Origin of the sequence: Paraburkholderia sp. SIMBA_030 (assembly GCF_046535245.1) — a bacterium.
In the GTDB taxonomy this organism is placed as follows: Bacteria; Pseudomonadota; Gammaproteobacteria; order Burkholderiales; family Burkholderiaceae; genus Paraburkholderia.
The window spans coordinates 163619-187417 of sequence record NZ_JAWRXB010000020.1 but is presented as its reverse complement, the minus strand read 5'-3'; the positions used below and the strand labels follow the sequence as shown (position 1 = coordinate 187417).

Genomic DNA, 23799 nt, shown 5'->3' with positions numbered 1-23799 from the left:
CTGCCAGGAACCACCACGCGTGGCCTAACAATAGCCGAAGCCCGGTTCATGGTCCGTGTGCGGTTTTTGCAAAAAAACTGGCTTCTTTCGTCGGAAGGTCCGGTCGCTACTGGCTTGCGGCGCAGTGGTGTCGTGCGATGGTTGCCGCGATGCGCTGGCTACCCGGCGTCACATGCTCGGTGGAGGGGCTTGAGCAGCTTCCGGCAGGGCCTTCAATAATCTTGTGCCGTCATGAATCCACGTGGGAGACGCTGGCATTCCTCGCACTGTTTCCACGACGCATCAGCTTTGTATTCAAGGAAGATCTCCTGCGTATTCCGTTTTTCGGATGGGTGCTGCGCGGGCTTGACATGGTCAGCCTGAATCGTGGCTCGCCGCGCCAGGCGCATCTGGCAGTGACACAGGAATGTGCCGAGCGGCTGGCAAAGGGCGACGTCGTAGTCATATTCCCGGAAGGCACACGGGTGCAGCACGGTGCGCCGTTGAGACTGACCTCGGGTGGTATTCGTCTGGCATGCGCGACCGGCGCTCCGGTCGTCCCTGTCGTCCATAACGCTGGAAAAGTCTGGCCCGCGAAGGGGTGGCCTGACGGGGTGGGGCATATCCGGGTTGTCGTCGGTCCCGCATTTTCACCCCGAGACACCTCACAACAGGAGTTGAGCCGGGCAGTCCACGACTGGATGAAAGCAGAGTTGCTGAGGCTCTGATGGCCTCCGCGCGAGGTGGCTTCCCCATATGCCGTTGTCAGGTCGGAAAGGGGCGGGTCACCGGCGTCGATTTCGCGCGGTCAAATGGTTTTTCGGCGCACATACAGCTAGCCAGCGACTGCCACGGACTATATCGCATTGCAGGTGAATAGGAACATCACTTCCCAACGCTGGCGCGGGCCTTCTTTCTTGAACGCCGCTCTGCTGCGACCTATCTTTAAGGTGCTCATTTAAGGAGGCGACCATGAACCGCGCTGCGGTGGATGTGCATTTCGACAACGTGCACCTGTTTCTCGACATGTCCGACGGTCCGGCTATTCAATTTCCACTGGACTGGTTTCCGGTGCTGCAAGCAGCGACGGCAGCCGAGCGCGAACACTTTGCCATCTCTCTGGACCATGAGCAGATATTCTGGCCCGAAATAGATGAGGACGTGAACGTTCCAGCGTTGCTTTCATATCGGCCCGAGAGCGCGGCTCGCTAGCGTCCCGCTGTTGAACGTTGCATGGTTCTGCGGTGCAGCGTTGCCTTACATATCGCGAGGTCCCTTTTGCCGGCAGCAGCCTCGCAGCGGTGACGAAATCGCGAATGGCAGTGGACCGTGACGCTCCATTATCCGAAGACATTCAATGCATCTACGACGTGGCTCATTTCAAACTTTGGACGCAATTATGGCAACCGGTACTGTGAAGTGGTTTAACGATGCGAAGGGCTTTGGCTTCATCACGCCGGACGGTGGCGGCGAAGACCTGTTCGCGCATTTTTCGGAAGTGAAGGCAGAGGGCTTCAAGTCTCTTCAGGAGGGGCAAAAGGTGAGCTTCGAGGTCAAGCAGGGACCAAAGGGTAAACAGGCGGCCAACATTCAACCAATCTGACATCTCATCGCACTTGCTGTCGCGCAAAGAATGGTCCGCCGGGACGGACCATTCTTTTTCCGCTATGTGACGTGACACGGCCTCCCCGGGCGCGCTGGTCCCGGACGTGAAGCGGGTAACAGACGTGGTGGACATGACGTGCGCCGGAATGAACGACCAGCGCACAGAAGAGTCGAGCTTGTCCGAGCGGACACATCGGAGTGTGGCCAGGCGCGTTAGGTCGCCGCGCCGTGCGACGACGTCGGGTTCAACGTTCCTTCAGATTATTGCTTTGCTGCCTTCGCCGCTTTTGCCGCTTTCTCGACTGCCCGGTCGGCCGCTTCGGTCACCTCCGATGCGGCTTTCGTCGCGGCGTCCAGGTTACTTTGCGCGACTTCGACTGCCTGCTTCGTTGCCTTTTGCACGCTTTCCTGAGCCGTGCTGGCCAGCGTGATAGCCGGCTTCAGAAAAGCGATTGCGGCTTCGGAGCCGACCGGGGTGTTTTGCGCGAGATTTTCGACGAACGATTGAACCTGGCGGCTCACCGCCTGGTACCGCGCATTGACGACCTCTGCCAGCTGCGTTTGCGTGGTCGTCGCAATCTCGGCAACCTGACGTTCGTACGTCAGAACCTTCTCGGCCGAGGGCAGCGCCAGCGTGTCTTGCAGTCCGGTAACTTCCTGTCTGTCCTGTTTTGCCAGCCCGTCTTGCGCGCGTTGGTACCAATCGGCAAGCGTCGTTTTCGCCGTATCGAGATTCAGTCTCACGAGCTTTTCCTCGCCCTCCAGCATGCTGCCGGCCAGGCCGAAGAAGAAGTCAAGATTAGCTCGCTGGGCTGCGGCAGCTTGTCCTTGAAAATCAGCCATGTTCACCTCCTGAAAATGGATGCCCAATGCCCAGCATGTTCGGCAACGGTGACCAACTGATGAAGCGCGTCGTATCGAAGCTCCTGTGTCGGCTTCATTTTCGACACTGGCTCCGCAGGCGTATGGGTCTCAGCCGCGATTGCCCGTACAACATCCTCCGCGCTGGGCTGCGTAAGGGTGCTTTGCGGGCGTCGACAGGTGCAGGAACTGCCAGACGACGAAGATTCCATTACAGGACCAGCTTTTCAATGCCCGGATAGGCGGCGTTCAGGAAGCCAAAGAGCGCGTCCACACCTGCTTTCTGTGCCGCAATGAACTGTTCAGGGACCTGTGCAATCATCTGTGTGCCTCCGTGTCAGAACTGTGGGTTGTCGACTCTGGTCCTTGCAATGCAACGATGCGTGGCAGCTAATGCCACCAGGCATCCGCGTACTTTTTCTGTTGCAGCTTTTTGCGCCGCGCCAACCGTAGCCTTTCGGGTGCATACCGTCAACCAGGGGGAATTCTCCTGTCGTCAACGGCAGCGTTCGCTTCGACCTCCGCTTTGCGTCAGCTGGCCAGGACTTCCTCGTCAAGCCGGTCAAGGGGTACATGGCGTACATCCCGGCCCTTGACCACATAAACAACGAACTCAGCGATATTGGTAGCGTGGTCCCCGATACGCTCAATGGCCTTCGCGATGACCATGTATTCCAGGCCAACCGGAATTGTCCGGGGAGCTTCCGTCATCTGCATGACCAGCCTGCGCCCGAACGCACGGAACGAGTTATCGACTGCTTCGTCGTCGCGGACAATCTGCGCGGCCGCCACGGCATCCATCCGCGCGAAGGCATCGAGAGCCCTGCGCAGAATCATCAAGGCCAGCTCGCCGGATCTTCTTAGCTCCGTCGTATTGATGGTCCCCGTCTCGCCGCTCTCATGAATTCGGCGAAGCCGTTTCGCAACCTTGCGCGCCTCATCACCTGCCCGTTCGAGGTTGGTAACGCACTTCGAGGCAGCCATCAGAAGTCGCAGGTCACGCGCAGCAGGTTGTCGACGGGCAATGACATTGCAAATCTCCTCGTCGAGTTCAAGCTCCATTGCGTTGAGCCGCTTTTCGCCGTCGAGAACCTGCAAGACCAGGGCGGAATCATACGTGTTCATCAATCCGAGCACGCGCTCAACTTGCGACTCGACCAGTCCGCCCGTCTCGAGCAGTCGCGTCGAGAGCAGGTTGAGGTCAACGTCAAACTGAGTGGAAAGATGCTTGTCCGGCATGGGCGCTCCTCACGCGACGTGTTCAGTAACAGCAGGCGCGGTTAGCCGCGAGGTCCCGCTCAACGTTGCTACGAAAACGCGTGCTGCAGTGCTGGCGGGCGGTAACATAAACAGTATATACAGTATTATCCTGTGCCAGCGAAAACGCACTCACCAACACAAAAGTCGCCGGCGCCGTGAAATTCCGCCATTCTGCGTGGGCAAGGGCGTTAGCAGTGCAAATATTCATTCGCACCTAAAGCGCTGAACTGCGACGCAATGTGATTTTCGGGGATGCCACCGCCGATGCCATTCAACCTTGCCTGCAAACCAAATCGTCAAGTGTTGCGGTTTAGTGTCCGCGCTGTCTCTCGCAAACGCCAACTGTTCAGAGCATTCTCCTCTGTTAAAAAAATGACTGTACGTGCGGCGGACCACCGTCCGGTACACAAACACATCGGTCTTTAAAGAGAGTCAGGCAAATGGCAACGGGTACAGTGAAATGGTCCAATGACGCAAAGGGTTTTGGTTTCACCACACCGAATGATGGTGGCGAAGACCTGTTCGCGCACTTTTCCGAAATCCAGAGCAGCGGCTTCAAGTCATTGCAGGAAATTCAGTCAGATGCGAGTCGTTTCGCCGGCGCGCATTGAAAACAACCATTCTCCGGTTCCGGAGTTAGCAGCATGCCTGCGCCAACGACATGGCGCAGTGCGTATTGGGTTTCGTTGTAGGCAGATGAAGCGTCATCATCTCGCTCACGAAGGTACTTTTTCATCACAACTCTGGGTCAGAGGCGTGCCAAGGAAAGTCGATTTTGCTTCACTTTAAGGAAGCAAAATCGCACGCTTTGCTTCCCTATAGGCCAGCAAATTGCGGGTGGGTTCGCTACCGCTATCACCAAGGTTTTAGATGCGCTCTAGCAGTTCCGACCGTCGGCGTCCGTGTGAGCGCAAGCAGAAGGTCGCGGCGCGGAAGTTAGCCATGACCAGCAATGAGCGTTAGCAGGAATGCCTAGCTCTAGAAAAGAATTCCGGCTTCGACATGAAAAACCCCGTTCTCCAACGCTAAAGGGGTAGAGAAATGTTATATAGAAATATTACATCTAACATGCGAAGGGCACCGCCCCACATTCATTCGCGTCGCGATAGTATGAGTTTTACCCCCAGACATAGCAGGCCTTTTCCGTTCACGGATCGCGAGGCGCGTCAGTTCAACGCGTCGACGCCCGATACTCGACACCCGGCAAGACGCACAACAATTCGAACGCGAGGTTCGCACCGAGCAGCGCAGTCGTGCCGAACGGATCGTACGGCGGCGCCACCTCGACCAGGTCGCAGCCGACGATGTTCAGCCCATGCGAGCCGCGAATGATTTCCAGCGCCTGCGGCACCGTCAAGCCCGCGATTTCCGGCGTGCCCGTGCCCGGCGCGAAAGCCGGATCGATACCGTCGATATCGAACGTGATGTACACAGGAGCGTCGCCCATCCGTTCGCGCACGCGTGCCATCAACGGCACGAGCGACTGGTTCCAGCACGCCTCGGCCTGCACCACCTCGAAGCCCTGATCGCGGCACCAGTCGAAATCTTCCGCGGCGTAGCCGGTGCCGCGCAGACCGATCTGCACGACGCGGTTGCAATCCAGCAGACCTTCTTCGACCGCGCGGCGAAACGGCGTGCCGTGCGCGATCTTCTCGCCCATCATCGTGTCGTTGACGTCGGCGTGCGCGTCGACGTGAATCAGACCGACCTTGCCGTGCTTGCGATGAATCGCGCGCAGGATCGGCAGCGCGATCGTATGGTCGCCGCCCAGCGTGATCGGCTTGCAGCCGTGCTGGAGGATTTCGTCGTACGCCGTTTCGATGCGCTTGATCGAATCGTGCAGGTTGTACGGATTGATCGCGACGTCGCCGAGATCGGCCACGCGCAGCGAATCGAACGGCGCGGCACGGGTCGCCATGTTGTACGGGCGCAGCAGCACCGATTCGCTGCGAATCTGGCGCGGTCCAAAACGCGCACCGGTGCGGTTCGAGGTGCCGAGATCGAACGGCACGCCGACGAAACAGGCGTCGAACCCTTCGGCCGATCCGACGTTCGGCAGCCGCATCATCGTCGCGATGCCGCCGCAGCGGGGCATCGCGTTGCCGGACAGCGGCTGCGGCCGTTCACCGGCTTCGGGTGAAATGAAGGAAGAAGTATTCATCGTGGCTCGGCAATGAAAAGGGGCAATCAGAAAATACGTGCAACCGGCCGATGGGAAACGCACCATTAGCGTGGTGAGATGTGCGGCTTATCCGTTGATCACATCCGCGCCCTTCGGCACCACGAACTTGAATACGTCAGCCGGCAGCGGCGGGTTCTTTTGAATGTTCGAGAACGTCAGCAGCGTCACGTTGCCGAACACGTCGTGCAGCTCCATCGCCTCGAGATTGCCGTCCTTAAAGCCGATGCCGACGCGCTGAAACTGCGTGTCTTTCGCCTTCGGCGTCAGTTCGAGCCAATCGATGCCGGCCTTCACGCCCGCATCGCGCAGCGTGAAGTTCTTCTCCAGATCGTTGCTGCCGAACAGGATCGCCGCCGGACTCGCGCCGAGCGCGCCGCCGAGGCTGCGCACCGTCACCTGATTCAGGTCCTTATCGTACACATAGAGCTTGTCGCCGTCTGCTTGCAGCAGTTGCGCATATGGCTTCTCATACGCCCAGATGAACTTGCCCGGACGCGCGAACGTGAACGTGCCGCTCGAGGTACCGCTTTTGCCGCCACCCGTCGACAGCACACCGCTCGCACCGCTTGCGCCCTGCTGCGCCTTGCTCGGCGCGCGCACTTCCTGCTGCACGAAGGTACCGCGGGCCGAGTGGACTTGCGCGACGAACGCCTTCAGTTGCTCGGTGCCGCTCGCGAATGCCTGCGACGCCACCAGCATCGACGCGCCGATCGCCACGCTGCCGACGCTACGTACGATCGTACGGGCGAGTTGGCCGAAGCGGCTGGAATGAGCGCTTTGTCGCGCGGTTTTCTGCACGCGTTGCTGCATATGGTTTTCTCCCTGAATTGAATTCTTTGGCGCGCCGGGGGCCGGCCATCCGGCGGCCGATGAACCGATGGCCGGCGGCGGCCATGACGGCGAGCCCGAAGCACGAGCGCTTGAACAACAAGCTTAAGCAACGCGCCTTAAACGAGGCTTATTCCGCCTGGGTTCATTCCCCCCGGCTTTATTCTGCTTCGCGCGCCGGCGCAAGAATCTCGCGGTTGCCGTTCGACGACATCGCCGACACCACGCCCGAGTTCTCCATCTGCTCTAGCAAACGCGCGGCGCGGTTATAGCCGATGCGCAGATGCCGCTGCACCAGCGAGATCGACGCGCGGCGGTTCTTCAGCACCACATCGACCGCCTGGTCATATAAGGGGTCCGACTCGCCGTCGCCTGAGGCGGTTCCTCCGGCGCCGGCCGAGCCTTCATCGCCCTCGCCCGTCACACCGCCTTCGAGGATGCCCTCGATATAGTTCGGTTCGCCCTGTTCCTTGAGCTTATCGACGACGCGGTGCACTTCCTCGTCCGACACGAATGCGCCGTGCACGCGCACCGGCAAGCCGCTACCCGGCGGCAGATACAGCATGTCGCCCATGCCGAGCAGCGATTCCGCGCCTTGCTGGTCGAGAATCGTGCGCGAGTCGATCTTCGACGACACCTGGAAGGCCATCCGCGTCGGCACGTTGGCCTTGATCAGGCCAGTGATCACGTCGACCGACGGACGCTGCGTCGCCAGAATCAAATGGATGCCGGCCGCGCGCGCCTTCTGCGCGATCCGCGCGATCAGCTCTTCGACCTTCTTGCCGACCACCATCATCAGGTCGGCGAGTTCGTCGATCACGACCACGATGTTCGGCAGGCGCGTCAACGGTTCCGGATCGTCCGGCGTCAGGCTGAACGGATTCGGCAGCTTTTCATCACGCTTGGCGGCTTCGTCGATCTTGTTGTTGTAACCGGCGAGGTTGCGCACGCCCAACTTGCTCATCAGCTTGTAGCGGCGCTCCATTTCGGCCACCGCCCAGTTCAGCGCGTGACCGGCCTGGCGCATGTCCGTGACCACCGGACACAGCAGATGCGGAATGCCCTCGTAGACGCTCATTTCGAGCATCTTCGGATCGATCAGGATCATGCGGACCTGGTCGGCGCTCGCCTTGTAAAGCAGCGACAGGATCATTGCGTTGATACCCACCGACTTGCCCGAGCCGGTCGTACCGGCCACCAGCAAGTGCGGCATCTTCGCGAGGTCAGCGCACACCGGTTTGCCGCCGATGTCCTTGCCGAGACCCATGGTCAGCGGCGAAGCGGCATCCGCATACACAGCCGAGCCGAGAATCTCCGAGAGACTCACGGTCTGACGGCGCTGGTTCGGCAACTCCAAAGCCATGAAATTCTTGCCCGGAATCGTCTCGACCACGCGAATCGATACCAGCGACAGCGAGCGCGCCAGGTCCTTCGCCAGCCCGACGATCTGGCTGCCCTTTACGCCCGTGGCCGGTTCGATTTCATAGCGCGTGACGACCGGACCCGGATACGCGGCGACCACGCTCACTTCGACGCCGAAGTCCTTGAGCTTTTTCTCGATCAGCCGCGACGTGAATTCGAGCGTGTCGGCGGAAATGGTTTCCTGAGCGGCCGGCGCCGCGTCGAGCAGCGAGATCGGCGGCAAGGTGGAATCGCCCGGCAGGTCCGTGAACAGCGGCACCTGCCGTTCTTTCTCGACGCGCTCCGACTTGGCCGGCGTGACGACCGGCGGCACGATCATGACCGGCTCGTGTTCCTCGATCCGCACGCGGCCCTTTTCGACCTTGCCTTCACGCTTGACCGCGGCGGCTTCGCCCAATTTACGGTCGCGGCCCGCTTCGCGGCGCAGCTTGGCGAACGTGAGCGCCGAAATGATCGATTCGCCGACCTTTTCCGACACCGACAGCCACGAAAAACGGAAATACAGCGACAAACCGATGCCCAGCACGATCAGCAGCGCCAAGGTGCCGCCCGTGAAGCCCAGCGCATGCGACACCCCGCGCGCCACCGCCTCGCCGATCACGCCGCCCGGCGCGCGCGGCAACTGCACTTTCAGCGACCACATGCGCAGCGCTTCGATGCCGTCGCAGGCGAGCAACACCAGCGCGAACGCGAACGCGTCCGCGAGCCAGCCGGCGTCGCGCGACGCGTCTTCCTGAAGGTCCTCGTTGCGGGTGATACGGCGGTAGTTGGCGGAGATGTGACGGCCGAGCAGCACGATCCACCAATAGGCGGACAGCCCGAACAGCAGCAGCAGGATGTCCGAGGTCCACGCGCCGACGCGGCCCGCCCAGTTGGCGATGTGATCGACCTGCGCCGCGTGCGTCCAGCTCGGGTCGCGCCGGCTGTAGCTGACGAGCGCCATCAGCAGGAACACGCCGAGCGCCACCTGCAAGATCCAGCGGATTTCGGTGAAAAGGCGCGACATGCGGTGCGGCAACGCCTGCGCGCTCGCGGAATAGGGAGCTTTTGCCATTGATCCTGTTGCGTGTGGGGCCAATTCCCGGCCGGAGCGGCGCCCGGCGCGGCTTCGACCCGGTCCCGGCTGCCGGGTCCTTCGATCCGGCCTATTGTAAACGCAGTGCCCGATGCAAGGCTGTAAATGACGGTAACTTGGCCGATTAGCCTGGCGAAGACCGTCCCGGTGTGTGTCGGGTGTGCCTGAAGGATGCCCCAAGGCTATCGCGGCGATCAGAAAGCTTCATAGAGCAGGCCGGCGTGCCGGCCTTTATAATGCCGCTCTGATACCCATCTAAAGTCTCAGTTCAAGTCGCGCGGCCTCGCATGGGCGAGCCGGGCGCCGTATAAGGATTTCGATCATGCCCGCAACTTCCACGAAACACGCCAAGGTTCTGATTCTCGGTTCCGGTCCGGCCGGCTATACGGCTGCGGTCTACGCGGCACGCGCCAACCTTGCGCCGGTGCTCATCACGGGTCTGGCCCAAGGCGGCCAGCTGATGACCACGACCGACGTCGAAAACTGGCCGGCCGACGCCAACGGCGTGCAAGGCCCGGAATTGATGACGCGCTTTCTGGAGCATGCCGAGCGCTTCAACACCAAAATCATCTTCGATCATATCCATACGGCCAAGCTGGATGAGAAGCCGATCCGCCTGATCGGCGATTCGGGCGAATACACTTGCGACTCGCTGATCATCTCGACCGGCGCATCGGCGCAGTATCTCGGCTTGCCGTCCGAAGAAGCGTTCATGGGCAAAGGCGTGTCGGCCTGCGCCACCTGCGACGGCTTCTTCTACAAGCAACAACATGTGGCCGTGATCGGCGGCGGCAATACCGCGGTCGAGGAAGCCCTCTATCTTTCCGGCATCGCCAAAAAGGTGACCGTGATCCATCGCCGCGACAAGTTCCGCGCCGAGCCGATCCTGATCGACCGTCTGCTGGCGAAGGAAAAAGAAGGCGTCGTCGAAATCAAGTGGAACCACACGCTCGACGAAGTGACCGGCGATCAATCCGGCGTGACCGGCCTGCGCATCAAGCACACGCAAACCGGCGAAACCACGGACATCGCGTTGCAGGGCCTGTTCGTCGCGATCGGCCACAAGCCGAACACGGATATTTTCGCCGGCCAGCTGGAGATGAAGAACGGCTACATCATCACCAAGGGCGGTCTGAACGGCTTTGCAACGGCCACCAGCGTGCCGGGCGTGTTTGCCGCGGGCGACGTGCAGGATCACGTCTATCGTCAGGCGATTACCAGCGCGGGCACCGGCTGTATGGCCGCGCTCGACGCCCAACGCTACCTGGAAACCATCGACGAGATTGGCGAGCACGTGATGAGCGCGGAAGCCGAGCGCTGATCCGCAACCTCGTCTGCAACCACAAGCGCGACGGTAAAATGGCGGTTGGGCGTGGCCCGGCCGCTTGCTATATCGAAGGCCGCGGCTGACAAGCCAGCGGCCTTTTTTACATCCTTTTGTGTCTTGCTGCCTGAACGATGCACTGCGCGATGCACCGCGACGCGGTTCGCCGCCGGTGCGGCGTCGCGCGATCGATCTCCTTTTTCTGCGTGTATTACCGATATGCCGAAGAATCAGCCTCATCCGAGCGAACCGAAGCGCCCGCGTGCCGTTGCCAAGCCCGCCCCCGAGGCGGTTGCGCCCACGGTCAAACCGAAGCTCGACCCGGCCGCGGGTCTCGCCGGGCTCGGCGCGCTGCGCGACGCGTTGAAGGGCGATACGCAACGGCGCGAGCGCGAACGCGCGGCAGCCGCGGCGGCGCAACGCGAAGCGTCGGCGGATGCCGATCTGTTTCGCCGCGAGATCGGCGCAGTGGCGCCGTTAGTCGCGCCGCTGCGCGCGACCCTGCCGCGCAATCCGCCGTCGCCGATGCCGGTTCAAACCAGACTCGATGAAGAAGCCGTACTGCACGAAGCGATCTCCGATGAGTTCGATCCCGAGGTGCTGCTCGAAACCGACGAGACGCTGTCTTATTGCCGGCCCGGCGTGAGTCAGGAAGTCGTGCGAAAACTGCGGCGCGGCGATTGGATCGTGCAGGCGCAAATCGATCTGCATGGCATGCGGCGCGACGAAGCGCGCGAGGCGCTGGCCGTGTTCATCCGCGAATCGGTGAAGCGCGGCTTGCGCTGTTTGCGCGTGATTCACGGCAAGGGCCTGGGGTCGATCGGTAAAGAGCCTGTGCTGAAGGGCAAAGTGCGGGCGTGGCTCGTGCAGAAAGCCGAGGTGATCGCGTTCTGTCAGGCGCGCCCTCACGACGGCGGCGCAGGCGCGGTGGTCGTGCTGTTGCAGCCTGGCGCAACGCCGGCTCACGCCAGGTCCTGACGGAGCCCCGGTGATCCATCCGAGGCTGACGCTAGCGCTGACCATCATGGAGGCGCTGGCCCTTTTTGCGTACGCGATTTCCGGTTTTATCGAAGCAAGAACCCGCCGGCTCGATGCGGTGGGGACTTTTCTGGTGGCGATCGCCACGGCCTTCGGTGGCGGGACGTTGCGCGATGTGCTGCTGGAGCGGCGGCCTTTTTATTGGGTCGAGCATCAGGCCTATCTGATCGCGATTTTTGTGATGTCGCTGTTTGCGCCGATGCTGTTGAGGATGACCTCGCGGCTGCTGTCTGAACGTGTGTTGCTCGTTGCCGACGCTATCGGGCTCGGGTTGTTCAGCATCTCAGGCACGTCGATCGCGCACGATGCGCAGATGCCGTGGTTCATGTCCGTGATGATGGGTGTGCTGACCGGCGTATTCGGCGGCGTGATCCGCGATGTGCTCTGCAACGAAGTGCCGCTGATTCTGCGCGACTCACGGCCGTACGCGACGTGCGCGTTCGTGGGCTGCTGGCTGTACGTGCTACTGGATTACGCGAACGTCGATACGGTTTATAGCGTGTTGATCGCGACGGCCTTTATTCTGCTCGCAAGACTGGTGACATTCAGGTTCGACATTCGCTTGCCGCATTAGACGCGCGCCGCTCGGGAAGGGGCGACGCGCCGTCGATCCGTCTTACTTATTGGTGGCCAGCGCCCTATGCTCTTCGCGCCGCCGAACAGCGCCGTCAGGTATTGCGAGTTGTCGTTCGTCTGTTTTGTCTTCTGCGCCGCTGTCGATTTTCGTCGCCGTCATTCGTCGTCAGGTAAACGGTCCCGAGCCGTCGTCGCGCCATAGCGCCTTAAGCAAACCATAGGTGACCACGATGCCCCTGAAACTTTATGCCCACCCTTTCTCCTCGTACTGCCAGAAGGTCCTGACCGCGCTCTACGAAAACGGCACACCGTTCGAATTGTGCCTGTTGTCGCACACCGACCCCGAGGTCATGGCAGAATTCGCCGCGCTCTGGCCGATCAAGCGCTTTCCCGTTCTGGTGGACGGCAGCCGTACGGTGATGGAGGCGAGCATCATCATCGAGTACCTCGGCTTGCACCATCCCGGGCCTGTGCCGCTCTTGCCGGCCGACGCCCGCGCCGCGCTGGAGGTCCGCAGCATGGATCGCTTCTTCGACAACTACATCTCGACGCCGCAGCAAAAGATCGTCGCCGACAGTCTGCGGCCCGAGGCAGAGCGTGATCCGCGCGGCGTCGCCGATGCACGCGCGATGCTCGACACCGCCTACGGCTGGCTCGACAAAGTCATGGCAGAGCGCGAATGGGCGGCCGGCGACAGGTTCAGTCTCGCCGACTGCGGTGCTGCCCCGTTCCTGTTTTATGCCGACTGGACGCATCGAATCGGCCCAGCGTTCCCGCACGTGCTCGCCTACCGGCAACGACTGCTGGCGCGGCCGTCATTTGCGCGCGCCGTCGACGAAGCGCGCCCATATCGCCCGCTATTCCCGCTGGGCGCGCCCGACCGGGATTGACCGCGCCGGCGCCACGACCGGGCCAACGACAAGGCAAACCCGCGGGCAGCCCCGCTTGCGCACCGGCCACACTCATTGCGCCAAAAATATTTCCAACCTATACACTTCACTTCGAGACCCACCTTCCGCCAATCACCAACAAGGCACCTATATGGACCGTTTCGAAGCGATGGAGATATTTACGCGTGTGGTCGAAGCGAACAGCTTCACCAAAGTATCCGAATCGCTCGACCTGCCCCGCGCCAAAGTCAGCCGCACCATTCAGGCACTGGAAGAACACGTCGGCGTGCGACTGCTGAACCGTTCGACGCGGCAGGTCAGCGTCACCGAAGACGGCGCGCTGTTCTACGAGCGATGCGTGCGCATCCTCGCCGAGGTCACCGACGCCGAATCTTCGCTTTCGAACAAACGCGAACATCCGGCCGGCACGATCCGCGTCGATACGTCCGGCACGCTCGCCCGCGTGCTGCTGCTTCCCGCGCTCGACGATTTCTACCGACAATATCCGGAGATCGACGTGCGGCTCGGGCTAGCCGATCGTAATATCGACTTGATTCAGGACGGCGTGGACTGCGTGATCCGGATGGGTACGCCGGAAGAGTCCAGCCTCGTCGCGCGGCGCATCGGCAACGCGCGGATTGTGACCTGCGCGTCGCCCGCCTATCTGGACAAATACGGTACGCCGACCACGTTGGAAGAGCTCAGCGAACATCGCGCGGTCAACTACATTTCCGCGCGCAGCGGCAAGACCTTCCCGTTCGAGTATCAAGTCGACGGCGAACTCGTCAAGGTCACGATGAAAAGTGTGCTGGCCGTGAACGACGGTACGGTCTACATGTGCGCGGGAGCGCTCGGACACGGCATCATCCAGCCGTCGCGCTTCATGGTCGCCGACCTGCTCGAACAAGGCGCTTTGCGGGAGATACTCACCGCGTACGCGAGTCCGGCCACACCGCTCTCGGTGCTCTACGCGCATCGCCGCAATCTGAGTTCGCGGCTGCGCGTGTTCATCGATTGGGTGACCGAACTGGCGCGTAACAATCCGGACCTGCGCGCCGCCGACGAGTAATAGCCAACCCAAGAAAAAGCCCCATACGTCTCACGACGCATGGGGCTTTTCCAAACCGGACCGCCTGGCTATCAGTTGCCGTCAGGCAAGCCGCTCTTCGTTGGCAGGATCGAACAACACCGCCTTCGACGCATCGAACAACAACGTCGTATCCGTCAGCGCCTGCGGATTCGAGGCCGGGTGCACGCGGCTCACAATGCGCTTGCCGTTGACCTGCGCGAACACCAGGGTGTCCGGCCCGGTCGGCTCGATCACATCGACCTTCACTCCAATCGGCTGCAACTTCGCATGGTCACCGTGCGCGCCGCGCGCGTCCGTGATCCGCTCCGGCCGCAAGCCAAGGACCACTTCGCGCCCAAGGTACGACTTCACTTTCGCGGAATCGAACGGCAGGTTCAATACATTGCGCGCCACGCCCGTATCCAGTTCGATGCCGACGCCTGAACCCTGCTCCACCAGCTTGCCCTGAATGAAGTTCATCGGCGGCGCGCCGATGAAGCCGGCCACGAACAGATTCGACGGCGAGTCGTAGATTTCCTGCGGCGCGCCGAACTGCTGGACGATGCCGTCTTTCATCACCGCAATCCGGTCGCCGAGCGTCATCGCTTCGATCTGATCGTGTGTCACGTAGACGATCGTCGTGCCGAGGCGTTGATGCAGCAGCTTGATTTCCGAACGCATTTCGATGCGCAGTTTCGCGTCCAGGTTCGACAGCGGTTCGTCGAACAGGAACATCACCGGATCGCGCGCCAATGCACGGCCCATCGCCACGCGCTGACGCTGGCCGCCGGACAGCTGACCCGGCTTGCGGTCCAGCAGATGCGTGATCTGCAGCGTGTTCGACACGCGATCGACGATCTGCGTCTGTTCGCTCTTCGGCACCTTGCGGATGTTCAGCCCGAACGAGATGTTCTCGCGCACCGTCATCGACGGATACAGCGCGTATGACTGGAACACCATCGCGATGTCGCGATCTTTCGGCGACAGGTTGTTGACCGTCTTGCCGTCGATCTGGATCTCGCCCTTGGTCACGGTTTCGAGGCCGGCGATCATGTTGAGCAGCGTCGATTTCCCGCAGCCCGAGCCGCCGACGAGAATCAGGAACTGGCCGTCTTCGATGTCGATGTTGACACCCTTCAGAACCGGCACCCCATTCGGGTAAGTCTTGTACACGTCACGGATGGAAAGGCTTGCCATGCTGTGAATCCTCTTGTCTCTGGTACTGCTTGAAAACGTCTTGTCGGGTGACAGCGGCGTTTCTTTAAAAGAAGGCCGCCGCGCCCGGATGGTTTAGCCCTTAGCCCTTGACCGCGCCCGCCGTCAGGCCGCGCACGAAATAGCGTCCGGCGACGATGTAGACGAGCAAGGTCGGCAAGGCGGCGATGATCGCGCCGGCCATGTCCACGTTGTATTCCTTCACGCCGGTCGAAGTGTTCACGAGGTTGTTCAGCGCCACCGTGATCGGCATCGAATCGAAGCCGGAGAACACAATCCCGAACAGGAAGTCATTCCAGATCTGCGTGAATTGCCAGATCAGGCACACCATGAAAATCGGCAGCGACACCGGCAGCAGAATCTTCGTGAAGATCGTGAAGAAACCGGCGCCGTCGATCCGCGCGGCCTTCACGAGTTCAGCCGGAACGCTCACGTAGAAATTGCGGAAGAACATCGTGGTGAAAGCGATACCGTAGATCACGTGCACCACCACCAGACCGGTTATCGAATTCGACAGGCCGAGGAAGCCTTCGAAGCGCGCCATCGGCAGCAGGATCGCCTGGAACGGAATGAAGCAGCCGACCAGCAGCATCGTGAAGATCGGATCGGCGCCGCGGAAACGCCAGTGCGTGAGCACATAACCGTTGAACGCGCCGACGATCGATGAGATCAGCACGGCCGGAATCACCATCCGCACCGAGTTCATGAAGAACGGCTGCATGCCGTCGCAGCGCACGCCCGTACAGGCACCGCTCCACGCCTTGATCCACGGATCGACGGTCCAGTGCGAAGGCGGCGTCAGCAGGTTGCCGGTGCGCAACTGGTCGATGTCCTTGAACGACGTGGACAGCATCACGTACAGCGGAAACAGGAAATACAGGGCAAACAGAACCAGGGCCGCATAAATGACGGCACGGCTGATCGTCATCTTAGGCTGCATTGCGGGTGCTCCTCGATTCCAGATACATCAGCGGCACAAGCACGGCCACAACGGTAGCGAGCATCATCATCGACGATGCCGCGCCGACGCCCAGCTGCCCGCGGTTGAACGAAAACGTGTACATGAAAATGGCCGGCAGCGATGAAGACGTACCCGGACCGCCGGCGGTCAATGCGACGACCAGGTCGAAGGTCTTGATCGTGATGTGGCAGAGAATCAGCAGCACGGAGAAGAACACCGGGCGCATGCTCGGAATCACGATCTTGCGGTAGATCGTGGGCAGACTCGCGCCGTCCATCTGCGCTGCCTTGAAGATTTCAGCATCGACGCCGCGCAGGCCAGCCAGGAACAACGCCATCACGAAGCCGGTGGATTGCCACACGGCCGCGACCACGACGCAGAAAATTGCCTTGTCCGGGTCGCCGAGCCAGCTGAACGAGAAGCTAGTCCAGCCCCAGTCGTGGAACACTTTTTCGAGGCCGATGCTCGGCGTCATGATCCATTGCCATGCAGTACCCGTCACGATGAACGACAGCGCCATCGGGTACAGGAACACGGCGCGCAACGCGCCTTCATTGCGGATCTGCTGATCGAGCAGGATGGCGAGGAACAGACCCAGGCCGATACAGATACCAATGAACGGAATGCCGAACCAGCCGAGGTTCGCGGCCGAGGTCCAGAACACGTCATTATCGAACAGCTCGCGATAACGATCGAGACCGACAAATTCATAGCGCGGCATCAGCCGCGAACTGGACAACGACAGATAGCCGGTAATGGCGATGAAGCCGTACACGAAGATCAGGCTGATCACGACGCTGGGTGCGAGCACCAGCTTCGGAATCCAGCGATCGGCAAGCGCCGCCATCGGCGACGCGCGGCGGGTCACGGAGGCCGTATTTTTCCCGTTTCCGCTGATAGAAGCAGTCACTACTCGACTCCTGCTGAAACTGTACCGCCGGGGCGCTCACGCCAGGAAAACGCGAGGCCGCAACGGCATTGGTGTGACTCTATGAAACCAGGGGCGGAGCCGCTCCAACATGCGGCTCGAAGGACGCGCCCGGTGTCCGCCAAGGGAACGACCGGGCGCACCGCTTCGTTGACTTCGCTTACTTGGTTTTCGCTGCCTTCGCGAGCGCTGCAACCGCGCTCTTCGAATCTTGCTGAGAGTTCATGAACTTCGTGACCACGTCCGAGATCGCGCCGGCTGCTGCATCCGGCTGAGCCATGCCGTGTGCCAGCGAAGGCACGTAGCCGCCCGACTTGATCGCCACTTGTTCATCCGCGTACGACTTCTTCGCGCAGTCGTCGAACTTGGCCATCGACACGCCCAGACGGACCGGGATCGAACCCTTGTTCAGGCTGAACTGTTCCTGGAAGTCCGGCGACATGATCGTCTTGGCCATCGCGAGCTGACCCGGCGTTGCTGTCTTCTGGCCCTTCTGCTGGAAGAACACGAACGAGTCGACGTTGAACGTGTATGACTTTTCCGTGCCCGGCACAGCGGCGCAGATGTAGTCCGAGCCCGCCGTCTTGCTGGCGTTGGCGAACTCGCCCTTGGCCCAGTCGCCCATGAACTGCATGCCGGCCTTGCCGTTGATGACCATCGCCGTTGCCAGGTTCCAGTCACGGCCGGTGCGGCCCGCGTCGAAGTAACCCTGGATCTTGCGGACCGTGTCGAACACGCCGACCATCTTGTCCGACGTCAGCGTCTTTTCGTCGAGGTCGACCAGCGCCTTCTTGTAGAAGTCGGAGCCTTGCGACAGCACCACGTCTTCCCACAGCGTCAGGTCTTGCCACGGCTGACCGCCCATCGCGATCGGCTGAATGCCGGCCGCCTTCATCTTGTCGGCCACGGCGAAGAATTCAGGCCACGTGGTCGGCGCCTTGCCGCCTGCCTTGTCGAGCGCCGCCTTGTTGATGTACAGCCAGTTCACGCGGTGCACCGAGAACGGTGCGCCGACGTAGTGACCGTCCGCGTGCATGATCTTGTCGATTTCCGGCGGCAGGTTCTTCTTCCAGTCGCCAGCAACCGCGTCGATCGGCACCAGCACGCCTTGCGAAGCCCAGTCCTGGATCAGCGGACCCTTGATCTGCGCAGCGCTCGGCGCGTTGCCAGAGATCACCTGCGTCTTGAGTGCCGTCATGGCAGCCGCACCTGCGCCGCCAGCAACCGCGAAGTCCTTCCACGTGTAACCCTGCTTCGTCATGTCGTCCTTGAGGACGCCGACGGCTTTCGATTCGCCGCCCGAAGTCCACCAGTGCAACACTTCGACCGACTCGGCGGCCTGCACGGCCGACACGCCACACATCAGACCCGCGGCGCACAAAGCGCCCATGATCGCGCGAATTTTCATTGCTTATCTCCTCCAGACACCTGAACAAAAAAACAAATGGCCCCTGATGTCGCCAGGGTGCTGTGGTTGGTTCAAACAGGCAAAACACTGGGCGATCGAGCACGGTCGGGCACATGCGCGAAGCATGCGCCGGCGGACCGGAGTTCGGCCGCTGGAAGCTCAAGAGATGAGTGGTTCGAGATGCAACTGACTGTCTCCTCTTTTGATTTTTGCCTGCCCGCGTCGCGCGCGGCAGACTCGAGGTGCCTCGCACGTTAACCCTGACAACCCGCCTGACAGCTCACCTGGAATTGCCCGGCAACCGCCTTGCCGACCGCTCAGCCACCCGGCTTTCCGCAAGGGCCGCCGGGCATGCTGGCACGTGCCGGCACGGAATGTCCGTTAACATGCAGGGGGCGCCCGCCGATTCGGGAAAACGCGCATCCTGCCTGACAGCGCACGCTTTTTTCATCGAATTAGCGCTACCTCTTGATTTGGATTGTAGTTAAACTACAATTCAGTGTCAAAAAAAATTTTATCGGACTACGGTCGCCCTTTTCGGTCACCACGGCGGCCCCCAGGATATCGACGGAGACTCATGCAAACCGACTCAAGTTTCACCTTCGTTCTCTTCGGCGGAACCGGCGATCTGTCGATGCGCAAGATCCTGCCGGCACTGTTTGAAGCACACCGCGCAGGCGGCATGCTGGCCGACAGCGGCAAGATCGTCGCAGTGGCGCGGCATGCGGCTGATCGTGACGGCTATATCGAATGGGTCAATGAGCACGTCAAGCCGCACGTCTCCGGGAAAGGTGTGGACGAGACCGCGTGGGCCAGCTTTCTGCAGCGCATCGAGTATGTGAAGCTCGACCTGGGCAAGCCGGAAGACTTCGTGCTGCTGCGCGACGCCGTCGGCCAGCGCGCCGGCATCCGCGTGTTCTATCTGGCAACGGGTCCGTCGCTGTTCGTGCCGATCTGCCGCGCCTTGGCGTCGGTGGGGCTGAACGAGAATGCGCGCATCGTGCTGGAAAAGCCGCTCGGCTACGACCTGAAGTCGTCCAACGCAATTAATGATGCGGTCGGCGAAATCTTCGCTGAAGAACAGATCTACCGGATCGACCACTACCTCGGTAAAGAGCCGGTGCAGAACCTGCTCGCGCTGCGCTTCGGCAATGCGCTGTTCGAGCCGTTGTGGCGCCGCGAGTGGGTCGAGAGCATCCAGATCACGATCGCCGAAGAACTCGGTGTCGAAGCGCGCGGCGACTTCTATGACAACACCGGCGCATTGCGCGACATGGTGCAGAACCATTTGCTGCAACTGCTTTCGATCGTCGCGATGGAACCGCCCCACTCGATGGACTCGGATTCAGTGCGCGACGAAAAGCTGCGTGTGCTGCGCGCGTTGAAGCCGATCGATCCGAGCGAGATCAGCAAGGTCGCGGTACGGGGCCAATATCATGCCGGCGTGATTCGCGGCAACTCGGTGCCGGCCTATGCGACCGAGCCGGGCGTGAAGCCGGACAGCACGACCGAAACCTTCGTCGCAGTGAAAGTGGAAATCGAAAACTGGCGCTGGGCCGGCGTGCCGTTCTTCCTGCGCACCGGCAAGCGTCTGGCGGATCGCGTCGCCGAGATCGTGGTGAATTTTCGTCCAGTGCCGCATTCGGCATTGGGCGCATCCGCACTGCGCGGCGGTGCGAACCGTCTGGTGATCCGCTTGCAGCCGAACGAAACCATCCGCCTCTACTGCCTCGCGAAGCAGCCGGGCGAAGGCATGAGTCTCGCCAGCGTCCACCTCGACCTCGCGTTCGACCAGTTCTTCCGCGAAGGGCAGATGGAGGCGTATCAGCGTTTGCTGCTGGACGTGATCCACGGGCGCCTCGCGCTGTTCGTGCGGCGCGACGAGCAGGAAGCCGCATGGCGTTGGGTCGAACCGATCCTCAACGAATGGGCGGCCTCGAACAAGCCGCCCAAGCCGTACGCATCCGGCACGTGGGGACCGGCGGCCGCGAGCGCGATGCTGGCGCAGCACGACACCTGCTGGCTCGAAGAAGAGAATTGAAACACGGCGCTGTGCTGTGCTCGATTGAACGCAGTACATCGCCCGAAAGACCGACCGACGAACTGAACGGAATGGCGCCGGTATCACCAGGGCGCCCGCGAGTCATCCCCCTCGCAGGCGCCGCGTGAGAGCAACGCGGCACATTCCGCAGACCTAACAAGAAAGCAGCACGGAGGAGAAGTGATCGAGCTTCACGCTTTCGACGATCAACGCGCCCAGTCCGACGCGTTGGCGAAAGCGGTTGGCGACGCGTTACATGCGTCGCTCGCCGCACAGGCGGCCGCGTCCGGTACCGGCACGTCCGCTACCGGCACGTCCGCTACCGGCACGTCCGCTACCGGCGCGCGCCCTGCAACGCTTGCAGTGTCCGGCGGCACCAGTCCACGTCCGTTCCTGCAGACGCTATCCACGCAATCCTTCGACTGGGCGCGCATCGCCGTGACGCTGGTCGACGACCGCTGGGTGCCGGAAACGGACAGCGCAAGCAATGCACAGCTCGTGCACGACACGCTGCTGCAGAACGCCGCAAAAAACGCCGCTTTCTGGCCGCTGGTCGACACCGCGCAAGACCTGAACGCGCACATTGCCGCGCTGAACGCCGACCCGCGCTTTAGCGCCGTGCCGGACGTCGCGATTCTCGGCATGGGCGAAGACGGCCACACCGCGTCGATTTTCGCGGATGCGCCCGAATGGGATCACGCGATCACCACGACCGAACGCTTCGTTGCCGTGCATCCCGGCAACGCGCCGCATGCGCGTGTGAGCTGGTCGTTGTCCGCGTTGAAAGAAGTGAAGCACCTGTTTCTGCTGATCGCCGGACCGCGCAAGCTGGACGTGCTCAATGCCGCCGCCGCTGCGCCACAAAAAAATGCCATCTCGAAGTTGGCAAACGACAAGGGAGTGAGACTCGATGTCTACTGGTGTGCAAACTAAGGCCGTTCCGGGCGCGGGCCAGCACGCCGATGGACCGAGGCTGCTGGCCGACATCGGCGGCACGAATGCGCGCTTCGCGCTCGAGACCGGCCCGGGCGAGATCACGTCCGTGCAGGTCTATCCGTGCGCGGACTATCCGGGCGTCGCCGAAGTGATCAAGAAGTACCTGAAGGATACGAAGATCGGCCGCGTGAATCACGCGGCGATTGCGATTGCGAACCCGGTCGACGGCGATCAGGTGAGCATGACGAATCACGACTGGAGCTTTTCGATCGAAGCGACGCGCCGCGCGCTCGGCTTCGACACGCTGCTGGTGGTGAACGACTTTACCGCGCTAGCGATGGCGCTGCCCGGCCTGACCGATATGCAGCGCGTGCAGGTGGGTGGCGGCAGCCGCCGGCCGAACAGCGTGATCGGCCTGCTCGGCCCTGGCACCGGCATGGGCGTCTCCGGCCTGATCCCCGCCGACGACCGCTGGATAGCACTCGGCAGCGAAGGCGGCCACGCCACGTTCGCGCCGGCCGACGAACGCGAAGACATCGTGCTCCACTATGCGCGCAAGAAGTGGTCGCACGTATCGTTCGAACGCGTGGCCGCGGGCCCCGGCATCGAAGTGATCTACCGTGCGCTGGCGGGCCGCGACAAGAAGCGCGTGGCCGCGAGCGTCGATACGGGCGAGGTCGTCAAGCGCGCGCTCGAAGGCGAGCCGCTGGCGGCGGAATCCGTCGACGTGTTCTGTGGGATTCTCGGCACGTTCGCGGGCAACATCGCGGTGACGCTCGGCGCGCTGGGCGGGATCTACATCGGCGGCGGCGTCGTGCCTCGGCTAGGCGAATTCTTCGTGCGCTCGTCGTTTCGCAAGCGGTTCGAAGCGAAGGGCCGCTTCGAGGCGTATTTGCAGAACGTGCCGACCTACGTGATTACCGCTGAATATCCGGCGTTTCTCGGCGTCTCGGCGATTCTTGCGGAGCAGTTGTCGAACCGCGCGGGCGGCGGCTCGTCGGCCGTGTTCGAGCGGATTCGCCAGATGCGCGATGCGTTGACGCCGGCCGAGCGCCGCGTGGCCGATCTCGCGTTGAATCATCCGCGCTCGATCATCAATGATCCGATTGTCGATATTGCCCGCAAGGCGGATGTCAGTCAGCCGACGGTGATCCGCTTTTGCCGCTCGCTCGGCTGTCAGGGGTTATCGGATTTCAAGCTGAAGCTGGCGACGGGTTTGACCGGCACGATTCCGGTGAGTCATAGCCAGGTGCACCTTGGCGATACCGCGACGGATTTCGGAGCGAAGGTGCTCGATAACACCGTGTCGGCGATTTTGCAGTTGCGTGAGCATTTGAACTTCGAGCATGTCGAGCGCGCGATCGATCTGTTGAACGGCGCGCGGCGGATCGAGTTCTATGGACTCGGCAATTCGAACATCGTCGCGCAGGATGCGCATTACAAGTTTTTCCGGTTTGGTATTCCGACTATTGCCTATGGCGATCTGTATATGCAGGCTGCGTCGGCTGCTTTGCTGGGCAAAGGCGATGTGATTGTCGCGGTGTCGAAGTCAGGGCGTGCGCCCGAGCTACTGCGTGTTCTGGATGTCGCCATGCAGGCGGGGGCCAAGGTGATTGCCATTACTTCCAGCAATACGCCGTTGGCCAAGCGGGCCACCGTTGCTTTGGAGACCGATCACATTGAAATTCGCGAGTCGCAGCTGTCGATGATTTCGCGGATTTTGCATCTTGTGATGATTGATATTCTTGCCGTTGGCGTCGCTATTCGGCGCGCTGTGCCCAGCGCGGATGTGGCGGAGACTGTCGCCAAGGCGCGGCAGGGAGCCGATGATGATGCTACCGCTGTGCTCGATTGGCTGAGCCATGGGGCGGCTTCTTCGGCACGGGATTAGGTTTTTTTGGCCTTCGCAGCGGCTTGGTTGTGAGGTTGCGGCGTTGGGTTTTGCTTGAGGTTGTTTGCCTGTGCGGCGCTTTGGTTGTGTGCCTGCGGCGTTGGCCTTTCCTTGCTTTGTTATTGGTCTATTAGCGTTCCCCCTGTGCGGGGGGCACCTACTTTTCTTTGCCGGCCGCAAAGAAAAGTAGGCAAAAGAAAGCGGCTCACACCGCCAGTTCTTAAGCGGGTCCCCTGGCTTGGAGGAGGTAGTGGAGCATCTGGAATCGGTGTTCTCGCACACTCCGCGCTGGTGACAAGGCCGTCATACT

21 protein-coding genes are annotated in these 23799 nt (G+C 61.5%); 12 read left to right on the top strand and 9 right to left on the bottom strand.

The annotated features are described in order from the left end of the window. Positions 1–77 precede the first annotated feature (77 nt). From SB772_RS30120 to SB772_RS30110, 3 genes are all read left to right on the top strand, one after another. On the top strand, positions 78–707 hold the full coding sequence (locus SB772_RS30120; RefSeq protein WP_410836811.1) for a lysophospholipid acyltransferase family protein: 630 nt from the start codon (positions 78–80) through the stop codon (positions 705–707). A 244-nt stretch (positions 708–951) separates the two neighbouring features. Then, the gene (locus tag SB772_RS30115) at positions 952–1191 is read left to right on the top strand and encodes a DUF2442 domain-containing protein (RefSeq protein WP_410836794.1); all 240 of its coding nucleotides are present in this window, start codon (positions 952–954) and stop codon (positions 1189–1191) included. Positions 1192–1378: 187 nt separating this feature from the next. After that, positions 1379–1582, top strand: coding sequence for a cold-shock protein (locus SB772_RS30110; protein WP_410836793.1), 204 nt, complete (start codon positions 1379–1381; stop codon positions 1580–1582). Between the two features lie 263 nt (positions 1583–1845). On the opposite strand, the gene phaP is transcribed toward SB772_RS30110, so the two are convergent. Both phaP and phoU read right to left on the bottom strand, forming a co-directional pair. Then, a complete protein-coding gene (gene phaP / locus SB772_RS30105; RefSeq protein ID WP_410836792.1) occupies positions 1846–2427 on the bottom strand; it encodes a TIGR01841 family phasin in 582 nt (193 codons plus the stop codon). Between the two features lie 549 nt (positions 2428–2976). Then, positions 2977–3684 (bottom strand): phosphate signaling complex protein PhoU, encoded by a 708-nt coding sequence (phoU, locus tag SB772_RS30100; protein ID WP_410836791.1) that lies wholly within the window; start codon positions 3682–3684, stop codon positions 2977–2979. A 461-nt stretch (positions 3685–4145) separates the two neighbouring features. On the opposite strand from phoU, the gene SB772_RS30095 reads away from it, so the two are divergent. Continuing rightward, entirely contained in the window at positions 4146–4316 is a 171-nt protein-coding gene (locus SB772_RS30095) for a cold-shock protein (protein ID WP_410836790.1), read from the top strand. Between the two features lie 560 nt (positions 4317–4876). Here the strand turns inward: SB772_RS30095 and speB are convergent. The 3 genes from speB to SB772_RS30080 form a co-directional block, all read right to left on the bottom strand. Then, a complete protein-coding gene (speB, locus tag SB772_RS30090; protein WP_410836789.1) occupies positions 4877–5866 on the bottom strand; it encodes an agmatinase in 990 nt (329 codons plus the stop codon). 87 nt (positions 5867–5953) lie between these two features. Then, positions 5954–6697, bottom strand: a complete 744-nt coding sequence (gene lolA, locus SB772_RS30085) for an outer membrane lipoprotein chaperone LolA (protein WP_410836788.1) — start codon at positions 6695–6697, stop codon at positions 5954–5956. A 178-nt stretch (positions 6698–6875) separates the two neighbouring features. Next, positions 6876–9191, bottom strand: a complete 2316-nt coding sequence (locus SB772_RS30080) for a DNA translocase FtsK (RefSeq protein ID WP_410836787.1) — start codon at positions 9189–9191, stop codon at positions 6876–6878. Between the two features lie 343 nt (positions 9192–9534). Here SB772_RS30080 and trxB point away from each other — a divergent pair, with 343 nt between their 5' ends. From trxB to SB772_RS30055, 5 genes are all read left to right on the top strand, one after another. Then, positions 9535–10533 (top strand): thioredoxin-disulfide reductase, encoded by a 999-nt coding sequence (trxB, locus tag SB772_RS30075; RefSeq protein WP_410836786.1) that lies wholly within the window; start codon positions 9535–9537, stop codon positions 10531–10533. Between the two features lie 222 nt (positions 10534–10755). Next, the gene (locus tag SB772_RS30070; RefSeq protein WP_410836785.1) at positions 10756–11514 is read left to right on the top strand and encodes a Smr/MutS family protein; all 759 of its coding nucleotides are present in this window, start codon (positions 10756–10758) and stop codon (positions 11512–11514) included. Between the two features lie 13 nt (positions 11515–11527). After that, positions 11528–12148, top strand: coding sequence for a trimeric intracellular cation channel family protein (locus SB772_RS30065; RefSeq protein ID WP_410836810.1), 621 nt, complete (start codon positions 11528–11530; stop codon positions 12146–12148). 232 nt (positions 12149–12380) lie between these two features. After that, positions 12381–13040 carry a glutathione S-transferase family protein gene (locus SB772_RS30060; RefSeq protein ID WP_410836809.1) on the top strand — a complete coding sequence of 220 codons (660 nt, stop codon included), beginning with the start codon at positions 12381–12383 and terminating at the stop codon, positions 13038–13040. 151 nt (positions 13041–13191) lie between these two features. Continuing rightward, on the top strand, positions 13192–14109 hold the full coding sequence (locus tag SB772_RS30055) for a LysR family transcriptional regulator (protein ID WP_410836784.1): 918 nt from the start codon (positions 13192–13194) through the stop codon (positions 14107–14109). Between the two features lie 81 nt (positions 14110–14190). On the opposite strand, the gene SB772_RS30050 is transcribed toward SB772_RS30055, so the two are convergent. From SB772_RS30050 to SB772_RS30035, 4 genes are all read right to left on the bottom strand, one after another. Further along, positions 14191–15306, bottom strand: coding sequence for an ABC transporter ATP-binding protein (locus tag SB772_RS30050; protein WP_410836783.1), 1116 nt, complete (start codon positions 15304–15306; stop codon positions 14191–14193). A gap of 100 nt (positions 15307–15406) precedes the next feature. After that, complete coding sequence (locus SB772_RS30045; protein WP_410836782.1) at positions 15407–16264, bottom strand: carbohydrate ABC transporter permease; 858 nt, start codon at positions 16262–16264, stop codon at positions 15407–15409. Then, positions 16254–17195, bottom strand: coding sequence for a carbohydrate ABC transporter permease (locus SB772_RS30040; protein WP_410836781.1), 942 nt, complete (start codon positions 17193–17195; stop codon positions 16254–16256). Before SB772_RS30040 ends, SB772_RS30045 begins: the two co-directional genes overlap by 11 nt. A 178-nt stretch (positions 17196–17373) precedes the next feature. Continuing rightward, on the bottom strand, positions 17374–18621 hold the full coding sequence (locus tag SB772_RS30035; protein ID WP_410836780.1) for an ABC transporter substrate-binding protein: 1248 nt from the start codon (positions 18619–18621) through the stop codon (positions 17374–17376). 577 nt (positions 18622–19198) lie between these two features. Between SB772_RS30035 and zwf the strand changes: the two genes are divergently transcribed. The 3 genes from zwf (at position 19199) to SB772_RS30020 (ending at position 23489) form a co-directional block, all read left to right on the top strand. Beyond that, positions 19199–20662 (top strand): glucose-6-phosphate dehydrogenase, encoded by a 1464-nt coding sequence (zwf, locus tag SB772_RS30030; protein ID WP_410836779.1) that lies wholly within the window; start codon positions 19199–19201, stop codon positions 20660–20662. 180 nt (positions 20663–20842) lie between these two features. Continuing rightward, positions 20843–21595 carry a 6-phosphogluconolactonase gene (gene pgl, locus SB772_RS30025; protein ID WP_410836778.1) on the top strand — a complete coding sequence of 251 codons (753 nt, stop codon included), beginning with the start codon at positions 20843–20845 and terminating at the stop codon, positions 21593–21595. Further along, a complete protein-coding gene (locus SB772_RS30020) occupies positions 21573–23489 on the top strand; it encodes a bifunctional transcriptional regulator/glucokinase (RefSeq protein WP_410836777.1) in 1917 nt (638 codons plus the stop codon). The genes pgl and SB772_RS30020 overlap by 23 nt, the downstream gene beginning before the upstream one ends. Positions 23490–23799 lie beyond the last annotated feature (310 nt).

What these genes read in the sequence shown, in the direction of transcription:
- SB772_RS30115 (WP_410836794.1), top strand. Translation starts at nt 952, where the DNA reads ATGAACCGCGCTGCGGTGGATGTGCATTTCGACAACGTGCACCTGTTT.
- SB772_RS30110 (WP_410836793.1), top strand. Translation starts at nt 1,379, where the DNA reads ATGGCAACCGGTACTGTGAAGTGGTTTAACGATGCGAAGGGCTTTGGC.
- phaP (WP_410836792.1), bottom strand. Translation starts at nt 2,427, where the DNA reads ATGGCTGATTTTCAAGGACAAGCTGCCGCAGCCCAGCGAGCTAATCTT.
- phoU (WP_410836791.1), bottom strand. Translation starts at nt 3,684, where the DNA reads ATGCCGGACAAGCATCTTTCCACTCAGTTTGACGTTGACCTCAACCTG.
- SB772_RS30095 (WP_410836790.1), top strand. Translation starts at nt 4,146, where the DNA reads ATGGCAACGGGTACAGTGAAATGGTCCAATGACGCAAAGGGTTTTGGT.
- speB (WP_410836789.1), bottom strand. Translation starts at nt 5,866, where the DNA reads ATGAATACTTCTTCCTTCATTTCACCCGAAGCCGGTGAACGGCCGCAG.
- lolA (WP_410836788.1), bottom strand. Translation starts at nt 6,697, where the DNA reads ATGCAGCAACGCGTGCAGAAAACCGCGCGACAAAGCGCTCATTCCAGC.
- SB772_RS30080 (WP_410836787.1), bottom strand. Translation starts at nt 9,191, where the DNA reads ATGGCAAAAGCTCCCTATTCCGCGAGCGCGCAGGCGTTGCCGCACCGC.
- trxB (WP_410836786.1), top strand. Translation starts at nt 9,535, where the DNA reads ATGCCCGCAACTTCCACGAAACACGCCAAGGTTCTGATTCTCGGTTCC.
- SB772_RS30070 (WP_410836785.1), top strand. Translation starts at nt 10,756, where the DNA reads ATGCCGAAGAATCAGCCTCATCCGAGCGAACCGAAGCGCCCGCGTGCC.
- SB772_RS30060 (WP_410836809.1), top strand. Translation starts at nt 12,381, where the DNA reads ATGCCCCTGAAACTTTATGCCCACCCTTTCTCCTCGTACTGCCAGAAG.
- SB772_RS30055 (WP_410836784.1), top strand. Translation starts at nt 13,192, where the DNA reads ATGGACCGTTTCGAAGCGATGGAGATATTTACGCGTGTGGTCGAAGCG.
- SB772_RS30050 (WP_410836783.1), bottom strand. Translation starts at nt 15,306, where the DNA reads ATGGCAAGCCTTTCCATCCGTGACGTGTACAAGACTTACCCGAATGGG.
- SB772_RS30045 (WP_410836782.1), bottom strand. Translation starts at nt 16,264, where the DNA reads ATGCAGCCTAAGATGACGATCAGCCGTGCCGTCATTTATGCGGCCCTG.
- SB772_RS30035 (WP_410836780.1), bottom strand. Translation starts at nt 18,621, where the DNA reads ATGAAAATTCGCGCGATCATGGGCGCTTTGTGCGCCGCGGGTCTGATG.
- zwf (WP_410836779.1), top strand. Translation starts at nt 19,199, where the DNA reads ATGCAAACCGACTCAAGTTTCACCTTCGTTCTCTTCGGCGGAACCGGC.
- SB772_RS30020 (WP_410836777.1), top strand. Translation starts at nt 21,573, where the DNA reads ATGTCTACTGGTGTGCAAACTAAGGCCGTTCCGGGCGCGGGCCAGCAC.